This is a genomic window from Veillonella parvula (assembly GCF_032472435.1).
Classification (GTDB): domain Bacteria; phylum Bacillota; class Negativicutes; order Veillonellales; family Veillonellaceae; genus Veillonella; species Veillonella parvula_N.
Genome location: NZ_JAWEGM010000001.1, coordinates 328,848 through 341,565, shown reverse-complemented (window position 1 = coordinate 341,565; position 12,718 = coordinate 328,848). Strand labels below are relative to the sequence as shown.

The 12,718-nt window shown below is 37.1% G+C and carries 7 protein-coding genes and 1 other RNA gene; all 8 read right to left on the bottom strand.

Annotated features, from left to right (window positions below; genetic code table 11):
- Positions 1 to 107 precede the first annotated feature (107 nt).
- Positions 108 to 2,111: an NAD-dependent DNA ligase LigA gene (gene ligA, locus E7A03_RS01570; protein WP_287509692.1), complete on the bottom strand. Its 2,004-nt coding sequence runs from the start codon at positions 2,109 to 2,111 to the stop codon at positions 108 to 110.
- Positions 2,112 to 2,192: 81 nt separating this feature from the next.
- Positions 2,193 to 4,382: a DNA helicase PcrA gene (pcrA, locus tag E7A03_RS01565; RefSeq protein WP_287509690.1), complete on the bottom strand. Its 2,190-nt coding sequence runs from the start codon at positions 4,380 to 4,382 to the stop codon at positions 2,193 to 2,195.
- 219 nt (positions 4,383 to 4,601) lie between these two features.
- The gene (locus E7A03_RS01560; protein ID WP_316059617.1) at positions 4,602 to 5,543 is read right to left on the bottom strand and encodes a manganese-dependent inorganic pyrophosphatase; all 942 of its coding nucleotides are present in this window, start codon (positions 5,541 to 5,543) and stop codon (positions 4,602 to 4,604) included.
- A gap of 155 nt (positions 5,544 to 5,698) precedes the next feature.
- Entirely contained in the window at positions 5,699 to 8,881 is a 3,183-nt protein-coding gene (locus E7A03_RS01555; RefSeq protein WP_287509947.1) for an efflux RND transporter permease subunit, read from the bottom strand.
- 14 nt (positions 8,882 to 8,895) lie between these two features.
- On the bottom strand, positions 8,896 to 10,023 hold the full coding sequence (locus E7A03_RS01550) for an efflux RND transporter periplasmic adaptor subunit (RefSeq protein WP_004695978.1): 1,128 nt from the start codon (positions 10,021 to 10,023) through the stop codon (positions 8,896 to 8,898).
- A gap of 245 nt (positions 10,024 to 10,268) precedes the next feature.
- The gene (locus E7A03_RS01545) at positions 10,269 to 10,886 is read right to left on the bottom strand and encodes a Type 1 glutamine amidotransferase-like domain-containing protein (RefSeq protein ID WP_287509950.1); all 618 of its coding nucleotides are present in this window, start codon (positions 10,884 to 10,886) and stop codon (positions 10,269 to 10,271) included.
- A gap of 192 nt (positions 10,887 to 11,078) precedes the next feature.
- Positions 11,079 to 11,420, bottom strand: a transfer-messenger RNA (tmRNA) gene (gene ssrA, locus E7A03_RS01540).
- Between the two features lie 137 nt (positions 11,421 to 11,557).
- Complete coding sequence (gene bioF / locus E7A03_RS01535) at positions 11,558 to 12,715, bottom strand: 8-amino-7-oxononanoate synthase (protein ID WP_316073660.1); 1,158 nt, start codon at positions 12,713 to 12,715, stop codon at positions 11,558 to 11,560.
- Positions 12,716 to 12,718 lie beyond the last annotated feature (3 nt).

Below are 12,718 nucleotides of genomic sequence, written 5' to 3'. Positions count from 1 at the left end.
AAGGAATTACTATATACCTATACAGCGGCTTTACGTAGGACGGAGTAAGCAGGTATAGTAATTCTTTTTTTACTAATTAATGCTAATAAAACGGGGCCCATCAAAAATTAAATATCTTCTCCGAGTTCTTTTAATAGCTCTACGAACTCTTCTTCGTTTATCACACGAATACCCAATTCATTTGCTTTAGTGAGTTTACTACCACTATCTTCACCAGCTACGACGAGTGTTGTCTTCTTAGAAACGGAACCAGTAACCTTAGCCCCATGAGCTTCAAGGATTTTACCCGCTTCAGTGCGTCCCATCACCTCAAGTTTGCCTGTGAGAACGACGATTTCGCCTTCCATTTGATTGCCTGCAGCTTCTACTACATCTACGGTCATCTTAAGACCAGCTTGAGTTAAGCCTTCAATAATTTCCTTATGTGCTGGATCTTGACGATATTCAACGATGCTATCTGCCATTGTGGGCCCGATTTCTTCAACTGCTACTAGTTCATCCTTCGTAATAGTCATGAACCGATCTATAGATTGCACCACATTAGCAATTGTAGTTGCAGCCTTTGAGCCGATTAAACGAATTCCCAATCCATATAATACACGGTCTAAACCACGTGATTTAGAGTCATCAATAGCTTTCACCAAATTTTCTGCAGATTTTTTACCCATACGGTCCATCGTAACAAGTTGGTCTACAGTTAAATGATATAAATCAACCACATTTGTAATTAACTTGTTGGTGATCAAATTTTCTACGATACTAGGACCAAGGCCATCGATATTCATAGCGTCACGAGAGGCAAAGTGGATAATTTGTTCCTTTTCAATAGCTGGACAATGTTTATTCGTACATCGAACTGCCGCTTCTCCTTCACGACGAACTGCAGGAGATTCGCATACAGGACATGTATTAGGAATTGTAAAAGGAATTTCGGAGCCATTTCGCTTTTCAGGAACAACACGGATAACCTCCGGAATGATTTCCGCCGCCTTGTGAATAATAACGTGGTCACCAATACGAATATCCTTTTCATCGATAAAATCTTGGTTGTGTAATGTAACTCGGCTTACATTCGTACCAGATACAAATACGGATTCCAGCTCACCAGTAGGAGTTAGAACCCCTGTGCGACCTACATTAATGGTAATATCTTTAAGGATTGTTTCCACTTCTTCAGGTGGATACTTGTACGCAGTGGCCCATTTAGGATCCTTTGCAGTGCTACCAAGAACCTCTTGATCATCAAAGCTATTTACCTTAATAACCATTCCATCTGTATCATATGGAAGTTCATGGCGCTTATCACCCCAATAATTAATGGCTTCAATTACTTCATCAATTGTTTTACATACACGATAATGAGGATTTACAGAGAACTTAAAGTTCTCTAAGCTCTTAAGCAATTCCTCTTGGCTATGAATATTGGCTCCCACTTCAGAACCTATAGCATATGCGAAAAATGCTAAATTCCGGTTAGCAGCAATAGCTGGGTCTTGTTGGCGTAAGGAACCTGCTGCAGCATTTCGGGGATTTACAAAGGTCGGGAGACCTTCTTCATCACGTTCTTCATTAATACGTTTAAATTCACTATGAGGCATATACGCTTCACCACGAACTTCGATAAACTCAGGCGCATTATCTAAAAATAATGGAATAGATTTAATGGTACGTACATTAGCTGTTACATCTTCACCAACGCGACCATCACCACGCGTAACAGCACGGACAAACATACCATTTTCATAGTGTAAATTAACCGCTAAGCCATCGATTTTTAGTTCTACAACATACGAAGATGGCTTATGGCCTAGTTCCTTTTCTACACGATTTCCAAATGCTCGTACTTCATCAGCATTAAATACATTACTAAGGCTTAACATAGGACGTCCATGAACGACCTTTTCAAAAGAGCCTTCCACCTTCATACCAACCCGTTGTGTTGGAGAAGATGGCACAATATATTCAGGATGAGCAGTTTCTAAATCCACAAGCTCACGATATTTTTTATCATATTCAAAGTCGCTCATAGTAGGAGCATCCTTTACGTAGTATAAGTACTGCGCATGAGTGAGTTCCTGTTGCAACTCTTTAATTCTATCTTTCGGATCCATTTTATATCCTTTTTTACAGAAATATAGCTATTTAAATAATTGTATATGTTCCCCATTTAACCATATACATAATTAGGATAATCATCCCTTTTTAACTGGTGCAAATTTTGCCATTACAACGCGCACACCTTGTGTAGGAAACTCAATGGTCAATTTCATACCAGCACCTTCACCAGTTACGTTGATTACTTTGCCATTACCCCATTTACTATGAATCGCCGTATCGCCCACCTTCCAGTCAGCAATTACTTCATTACGTACAATTGGCTTCGTCACGGGGCGGCTAGTAACACTCATATGTTGAGGTACATGACGTTTAATATCATCAGGCACTTTACGCTTAGCACGTAAGCCATCTACTAATTCTTCGGGAATTTCATCGATAAATCGAGATGGTAAATAACTACTAGTACGGCCAAATACTGTTCTAGTAGTGGCATTAGAAATATATAATTCCTTTTCAGCACGCGTAATGCCTACATATGCAAGACGACGTTCCTCTTCAATTTCTTCAGGGTTCATCAAGGTACGACTATGAGGAAATAAACCTTCTTCCAAACCACATAAGAATACGATAGGAAATTCTAGACCCTTTGCGGCATGTAATGTCATCAATGTCACCTTAGACTCTTCTTGCTCGAAAGAGTCTACATCATTGACAAGCGCGACTTGCTCTAAAAAGTCCTCTACAGTACCAGATGGATTTGTATCTTGGAAGTCTTTTGCCACAGATAAAAGCTCACCAATATTCTCAGCACGAGCTTGATCTTGTGGGTCTGTACTCTCTTCTAATTGTGCTAAATAACCTGTTCTATCTAGAATAGATTCCAAGATATCTAGTACAGTTCGATTTTCCATTTCAGATACAAGAGTAAAGATGAGAATACCAAATTCTTCTAATTTTTCCTTAGTTTTTCCCTTAATAGAATCAATTAAATGTAATTGCGTAAGCGTCATAAATAAAGATGTACCATTCGTACGAGCATATTCTTGTAGCTTAGCAACCGTAGTGGCCCCAATACTCCGTTTAGGCACATTGATAATACGCAACAAGCTCAAATCATCAAAAGGATTATATAATACACGTAAATATGCTAAAACATCTTTAATTTCCTTACGATCATAGAACTTTGTGCCCCCTACCATCGTATAAGGTAAGGCCCGCTTAATAAGTGCTTCCTCAAGGACACGAGACTGGGCATTTGTACGATATAAAATGGCCATATCCCCGTATGGAACATCGTGAATATCATGTTTCTTTGCGATTGTGTCACCGATAAAAGCAGCTTCCTCATGTTCAGATTGAGCCGTAAAATGCTGGATTTTCGCACCTTCCGTCTTATCGGTCCAAAGATTTTTCTCTGGACGTCCCTCATTATTATCGATAACAGCATTGGCTGCATCGAGGATAATTTTAGTTGAACGATAGTTTTGCTCCAATTTTATAGATGTGCAATTAGGATAGTCTTTTTCAAAATCCAAGATGTTTTGAATATCTGCACCACGCCAAGCGTAAATACTTTGGTCAGCATCCCCTACGACGGTGATATTCTTCCAATGTGAAGCTAATAATTTCGCCAATAAATATTGTGCATGGTTCGTATCTTGATACTCGTCAATCATGACATAACGGAAACGATGACTATATTTATCAAGAACAGCTGCATTAGACTGTAATAATTTAACGGCTACTAATAAAAGATCATCAAAGTCTAATGCATTATTCTTGCGCAACTCCCGCTCATAATACTCAAAAACATCGGCAACCTTTTGTTGGTAAAAGTCTCGCGCTTGTTTTCTAAAATCAGAAGCAAAAAGCAATTGATTCTTAGCATCAGATATGGCAGCTATCATAGCCCCTACTGGATAGTATTTATCATCCAAATTTAATGCTTTCAATGCGGCCTTAATAACAGCTTGAGAATCAGATGTGTCATAGATAGTAAAATTGCTGTTATACCCTAAGAAACTATCGATTTCAAAGCGTAAAAACTTAGCACAAAAACTATGGAATGTACTAAGCCATATACGATTTGCCACATCGCCTACAAGACCTTCTACACGGCTTTTCATCTCTTTTGCCGCTTTATTGGTGAAAGTAATGGCCAATATTTCATAAGGATTAACACCTTGTGCCAATAAATGTGCAATACGAACTGTTAAAACCTTTGTTTTACCAGATCCAGCACCGGCTAAAATCAATAAAGGGCCTTCCGTATGCTGGACAGCTTGTTGTTGTTCTTTATTTAAACCTGTTAATAATGAATTCATCGGAATACACCTATTGCCCTTACATATACAACATAAACTCCAAATATACATAAATAATCTTTAAAAATCTATCAAACAAGTATGTATAGTTAAAAGCTAAATTGTTATAAGTAAATAAACACATCTATAATAGCAATTACAATATACATGCAATATACTTGAAGTCCTATAAATAGAGAAGAAGAACGTTGCGAGCAACGTTCTCTTTTAGTTTGTATACTATTTCATGGCACCAAGAATTGGTGGTACAATTTGTTTTTTACGAGACATAGTATTAGGTAAGAATACACCATTATCTTTTATTTCTTTTTCAAATGCTTTAGTAACTACAGCTTCTACATCACCACTAAACAACAATGTTGTACTCTCATCGAGAATATTTGTAATCATGATGTAAGATGCATCGTAGTTATTAGTGCTGCGAAGAGCCTCTAAAGCTTGTACTAGCTCGCCTTGTTTAGCCAATACATCAGTTGTATCCATAACAGAAATTTGACCGATAGAAATAGTCTTACCTGCTTCAGAGAACTCTTTCATGTCGGTACGAACAATGTCATCATTAGTTAAATCAGAAATATCTGCTCCCGCTTTCAACATATCTAGCCCATAGGACTCAATATCTACGCCAGCGATTTCGGCTAATTTATGAGCCATTTCTTTATCTGTTTCTGTACATGTTGGAGAACGGAATAATACAGTATCAGAAATGATAGCAGATAACATCAAGCCTGCAATGCCTTTAGGAATTTCTTGATTATTCTCCATGTACAATTTAGTAATGATTGTATTGGAGCAACCAACTGGTTCTAAACGCATAAATACAGGTCCATCAGTTTCGAAATCACCAATACGGTGATGATCAACTACACCACACATATTCATGGATTTGTAACCATCAATAATTTGTTTGGATTCATTATGGTCCGTTAAATACAAGTTGCCGCCTTCTGGAGCAAATTCTTCCCAATTCTTAACAATTTGTGGGTGTTCAAAGCCAAAATGATTCAAAATATATGTTGTTTCTTTGTTAGCTTCACCTGCACAGACTGGAGTTGCTGGTGTTCCCATTTGTGTTAGTAAGTTAGCAAAGGAAATAGCAGAACAAATTGAATCCGTATCAGGGCTTTTATGACCTGCTACATATGTTTTTACATCACTCATAATATACCTCTTTTATATTAATTTCATACTTAATATCGACTTACGTCAATCCGATTTTTAACTATATCATTATATCATAAATCATACAAAAAAACACGCCACTACTAAGTAGTGACGTGTTTTTAACATTCTATAAAATTATCTAATATAAATGATTAGTCGTGATTCTTTTTGCGGTTTGTAAACAAACCAGGTCCAATTGTTTCAATGATGATAAACAACATTGGAATGATAAAGATACCAAACAATGTAGCTGTTGTCATCCCTGCTACTACAGTAATACCCATAGAAGTACGTGCACCAGAACCAGCACCACTAGATACTGCCAATGGTAATACACCAAGGATAAATGCAAAGGATGTCATCAAAATTGGACGCAAACGAATTTTTGCAGCTTCGATAGCAGCATCAACAACATTCATACCACGCTCGTCAACGCGAATCTTAGCATACTCGATAATCAAAATCGCATTTTTCGCAGCCAAGCCAACCAAGGTTAAGAGACCGATCTGCATATAAATATCATTTGCTAAGAAATATCTGCCTGTGAAGTTCAATAAGAATGGTACTAAAGAAGCACCAATCATACCAGATGGTACGGAGAACAATACGGCAAATGGAACCTTCCAAGACTCATATAAGGCAGCCAAGATTAAGAATACAAAAACAAGCCCTAAACCTAGAATCAACATAGTTTGAGAACCGGCTTTTAACTCTTCACGAGATTGCCCTGCCCAATCATATGTATAACCAGCAGGTAATGTTTTAGCGGCGGCCTCTTTTAATGCATTGATAGCATCACCAGAGGAATATCCTCTAGCTTGAGAACCACCAATTTGTACGGCCATCGCATTATCAAAGCGAGTAATGCTAGATGGTGTACCCGTTTGTTCCTTTGTAATATAGTTAGAAACAGGTACCATTTGGCCATTACTATTTCTAACAGCTAACATATTAAGCTGATCTGCATTTTGACGATATGCGTCTTCCGCTTGGACTACAACCTTATAGTTTTTACCATAAGTAGTAAAGTCGTTAACTTGAATACTACCGTAGAACCCTTGCAAAGTAGTAAAGATATCAGCTAATGCTACACCATCTTGAGCCGCTTTTTCACGATTTACATCAAATTGTAATGTTGGCGTAGATGTATCAAAAGTAGTATAAATGGATTGAATTGCTGGGCTCTTACGAGCTTCCGCAATAAATTCATTAGTACGATCAGCCATAACTTGTGGACTATCGCCAGCTTTATTGATGATGTACATACTAAAACCACCAGTTGTACCCAAACCAGGAATGGATGGTGGATTCATAGCAATTACAGTTGCTTCTGGTACACCTTGAGCGGCAAAACCAAAGGTTTGACCAACCATTGCATTAATAGAAGTTGCAGCAGTAGTACGATATTTCCAGTCAGACATAGTAGCAAAAATTACACCAGCACTAGACTTTTGACCACCACCTAAAAGGTCAAAACCAGCGACAGTAAATACTTCTTGGAATAATTGTTCATCCTTAGGTTTTTCAGGATCATTTTTTTCTTCCAAGAAAGATGCAATTTTTTCAAGTGTAGCCATAGTCCGTTCAGATGTAGCACCAGGTGGCTCATTAATAGCAATCATGTAGTAACCACTATCTTCAGCTGGTACGAAAGAAGTTGGTAAGAAGTGGAATACTAAGGCTGTACCACCTGCAAATACTAGCAATGTAATAACAGTTAAACTCAAACGATGGCTTAAACGAGCTAATTGGATGCCATACCAATTACTGAATCGTTCTAGAGCAGCATTAAACTTATTTAATTGGCGATGTAACCAATCTTCACGATTTTTAGATATATGTGGTTTCAACATTGTAGAACATAATGCTGGTGTCAACACAAGTGCAATAATAGCTGAAATTACAACGGAAACAGCAATCGTTAATGCAAACTGTTTGTAAAGGATGCCTGTCATACCACCCATGAAAGCAACTGGTACAAATACAGCAGTCAATACAAAGGCAATACCAATTACTGGTCCTTGCACATTTTCCATTGCTTTAATAGCCGCCTCTTTTGGAGGTAAACCATTATATTTTAACTCATATTCAACAGCCTCTACCACTACGATAGCATCATCAACAACAAGGCCGATAGCCAAAACCATGGCAAAAAGCGTCAAAGTGTTAATAGAGAAATCTAATAAAACAAAAGCGCCAAATGTGCCAAGCAAAGACACTGGCACAGCAATCATAGGAATGATTGTGGATCGCCAAGATTGTAAGAAGACATATACTACAACTAAAACAAGAAGCAATGCCTCTACAAATGTATGCTCAACCTCATTAATAGATGCACTTACGAATTTAGTATTATCTACAACTACATTATATTGCATATCTGGTGGGAAGGATTTAGATTGCTCATCTAGAACCTTCTTAACATTAGCAATTGTTTCTAATGCATTAGCATCATTTTGTAGGGAAATAGCAAAACCGGCAACCTCTTTATGAGCAGATTTTGCGATGAAGTCATACCCTTCAGCCCCAATTTGAATACGGGAGACATCTTTTAGATGTAATACCTTACCATTAGTGCTTTTAATAGCAATATTGCCAAATTGTTCAGGTGTTACGAGACGTCCATCAATTTTGATAGGATATTGAAAGGCTTGTTCACCATTTGTAGGGTTTTTCCCTACTGTACCTGCTGCGGCTTGTAAGTTTTGACCTTTTATAGCCGCCGTAACTTCAGAGATCGTAACACCAAGTTTTTGCATCTTCGCAGGATCCAACCAAATGCGCATAGAATAATCAGATCCGAACTCCTGTACAGAACCAACGCCCTTAATGGATTTGATTGTATCCATCATATAATTGGTACCATAGTTCTTTAAGAATGTTGCATCATATGTGCCATTTGGTGAACTCAAAGAGAATATAAGTGCCATATCACCAGAAGATTTAGTAGTTGTAACACCTACAGCCTGTACCTCTGAAGGCAATTGTGCAAGTGCTGCTTGAACACGGTTTTGCGTATTAACCGCATCCATATCAGCATCTGTACCTTGATTGAACTGAACAGTCAACGAATAGCTACCGTTACTGGAACTATTAGATGTCATATAGTCCATATCTTGTACGCCTACAATCTGCGTTTCAATAACACTGGCTACTGTATCATTAACAACTTGAGCAGTTGCACCAGTATAAGCAGTATTAACTTGAACTGTAGGTGGAGAAATTTGTGGATATCGAGCTACCGGAAGGTTCATCATAGAGATAAGCCCTACCAACGTGATAACAATGGCTATTACGATGGCAAAGATAGGTCGATTAATAAAGAATTTCGACACGATCTATCCTCCTTTTATTTTGTAGCTTTCAACTGTTCTTTAGTTAGTAGTTTGCCATTTACTTTTACGCCATTTTTCACCTTAGTTAAGCCGTCAACGATGATTGTATCACCAGCAGCCAAACCAGATTTAATGATCGTTTCATTACCTTTAGTACCACCAATCTCTACTGTCTTTTGTTCTACTACACCAGCTGCATTTACAACATAAACAAAGTTTTTGTCCATGATTTGTAAAATTGCACGACTTGGTACAAGGATTGCATTTTTAATCTTTTCACCAGGAGAAACAACAGTAGCATACATATTAGGTAATAATAAATGATTAGGATTTGGGAAGGACGCTTTCAATACAAGCTTACCCGTAGATTGATCTAAACTCTTAGCCGCTTGCACGATAGAACCAAGTTCATTATATGTTTCGCCATCAGCAAGTTTTAATTGAATATTTGGACCATTAGAATCATCCGTTGTAGGATTCTTCATAAAATCAAGATATTCTTGCTCAGTCATACTAAACTCAACGAAGATTGGATCAATAGAATCGATTGTAACCAATGTAGTAGAGCCAGCCTGAACATAAGTGCCTGTATCTACGTCATCCATGCGTAATGTACCAGAATATGGTGCATATACCATGGTATCCCCCATATTATCTTGAGCAATTTTCACGGATGCTTCATACGCTTCATAAGTAGCCTTAGCTTGCTCTGTAGCACTACGTTGCGTATCTACACGTTGTTGAGCAATCGCATCTTGTGATGCCAAAGTTTCATAACGTTGAAGATCTACTTCAGCATTTTTCAAGTTTGCATTAGCTTGAGCTGCTTGTGCTTCTGCATTAGCAAGACTCGCTTCATATTGACGAGAATCAATTCGATATAATGGTTGTCCCGCTACTACTTGTTCCCCACCTTTTACAAACTTCTCAACAATATAACCACTTACACGAGCATGTACAGCTACAGAGTTCTCCGCAACTACAGTGCCAGCAAATGTTTGATCAACTTGTGTATCACTTGCTGTAAGTTTATATGTATTAACATTAATCTCACCAGCTTGCTGTTGATTGTTGCCACACCCTGCAATCATCACAGCAGACATTACGAGAGCTGCTAACATACGGGAATAACGATACTTCATTATCTGTACTCCTTTTCAGAAACGAATCATTCATGTCACATAATTTCATAAATATCTTTATATATTTTACAGGATTCTATAGATAAAGTCAATTTTTCCGATACCCCTCTACCTTTGTAGAACATAGATAAAATCTGATTAAACCCACATATATTGTATACAACAAAAATGTTAAAAACTATTGACATTTTATATTCAATATGAACTTAAATAGTTTTAGAATTATAAAACTATATATTACTAGTTTACTTTTTTTCAGTTAATACCGTATAACCATGATCCTCAACTAAGATTACTTCATTATTGTTTATCGGCACTAATGGTATCTTATCTTGATAAGTATCTAATGTTTTCTGAGCAGTCTCTTCAAATGGATACTCTCCTAAATGAGGCACAACATAATGATTAAATACATTTACACCCATATAATCATCTAATTCAGATGCTATACTTTTATCATCCATTATCTGATTATATTCAATATTTTCAGACATAATAATTGCGCCAGCAGATTCACCAATATATAATGAGCCTTCTTTGATTCTTTCATAAAGTAGGCCTATAAGATTTTTCTTTTTCAGCTCTTGTAATAGATAAAATGTGTTACCACCAGATATACAGATACATTCAGTCTTTGAAAGTTTATTCTTTAAATAATCTTCATCATATTTAGAAATATCAATAATTTCCAATTCATATCCTAAAGACTTTAACATCTCAACACCTTCATCAATATATCCAGTATATGGTTCAACATTTCCAGCAGTAGGAATAAAAACTATTTTATTCGAAATCATTTTTGAAAGATACTTTTTTGTTATATTTTTTGTTCCTGCTAAATATGACATAAGTAAAATTTCCATGCTTTATCACCTCAAAGACTCTTTATTTAAATTAATTTGAAAATTTTATTATTAATATACAAAAAACCGCCTAAGAATCTACCTAGACGGTTTTAAAACCACTTAATCGGCTTTCCTTTATCTATTATAGCCGAATAATCACAAATTTATCTGTAAGCGCAAACTTATTTCTTAAAATGTACGCTTCTTATTTGGTGGAGATGAGGGGAGTCGAACCCCTGTCCAAGAGTGTTGCCATATAGACTTCTTCGAGCACAGTCTATGATTGAGATCTCGGGTTGCTATCACTCACAGACAAGCTACACAACCCCAGTTCATATTGTCTCGCCTAATTCATATGAACAACTAAATTAGACCAGCCTACTGTTTGACGTCCATTCACACTTGGTAGGCACAAGTATGAGGGACGTAGCTTATGCAGCTAATGCAAAATTTTCTTCTGCGTTTAAATGTTTTTCCACCGTTTAACGGCCTCATGGAACGCCGACTCGCTATCTATACCACACGCACCCCTGTCGAAACCTTTACATCCCCGTGCGTCGGTCTCATAATTATAATCCCATTTAATACAGCTGTCAATTATACAGAGCCTTTATAATTCAGTTAAATCTATAACTTTTAGATTACTTTATCCACTAATACAGATGAAGCTATTATATAGAATCAAAAAATTAATTCAATTCTTTGATAGCTTTATCCAATGTCCGGCACACATAATCAATTTGTTCTTTATTATGAGCAGCTGTAACGGTTAAACGAATTCTACTTTCACCAACAGGAACTGTAGGAGGACGTATCGCCGTACCTATAATTCCAGCGTTGTATAAATAATTTGATACTGTTAGAGTATCCTCATTGCTACCGATAAGTATTGGGAAAATTGGAGTTTCATTCGTGGCACATATTCCTATAGAATTTAAGCAATCTGCCATATAGTTCACATTATTTTGTAGTCGCCTTAAAACAGATGTATCAGACTCAAGAACATGTAATGCAGCCAGGGCTGCCCCTATGTCAGCAGGAGATAATGCAGTGGAGAATATAAAGCTACGACTCATATTCACAAGATAATCAATGATGGTACTATTAGCAGCTACATAGCCGCCAACAGAACCTAACGATTTGCTCAATGTACCTAGCTGAATATCTACTTCTTTCTCGAGACCATAATAAGCAGCCGTTCCATGACCGTTACCAATGGTCCCCGTCGCATGAGCATCGTCTACCATAAGTAAAGCATTATACTCACGGCTAAGCTCGTAGAGCTTATCTAGTGGAGCTATATCGCCGTCCATGCTAAAGACCCCATCTGTGACAATGAGCTTACGTGCATTACGATCTACTTGTTTAAGTAAACACTTTAACTTCTCTACATCACAGTGACTATAGGCTTTTACAGTAGCCTTACTCAATCTACAACCATCAATAATACTAGCATGGTTTAATTCATCGCTAAAAATGGTCATATTTTTATCTGCTATGGCAGAAATAGTACCTACATTTGCCATGTATCCAGTATTAAACACGAGAGCTTTTTCTGTATTCTTAAATTTTGCTAGTTCTCTTTCAAGATCTGTAAACAAGGGAAATGTACCGGATACCAAACGCGATCCACCTGATCCAGTACCATATTGTTGAGCTCCCTTAATAGCCCCCTCTATTACACGTTCATCAAAAGTAAGACCTAAATAATTATTTGACGCCATCATCAAATATTCTTTATCATTTCTTTTAACACGTACTGCGTCTATAGGACAATATTCCGTTAATGTGCGCAAATTTAGGTTATTAATTTTATTATCTAATTGCTCTTGGAAGAATTTATACATACG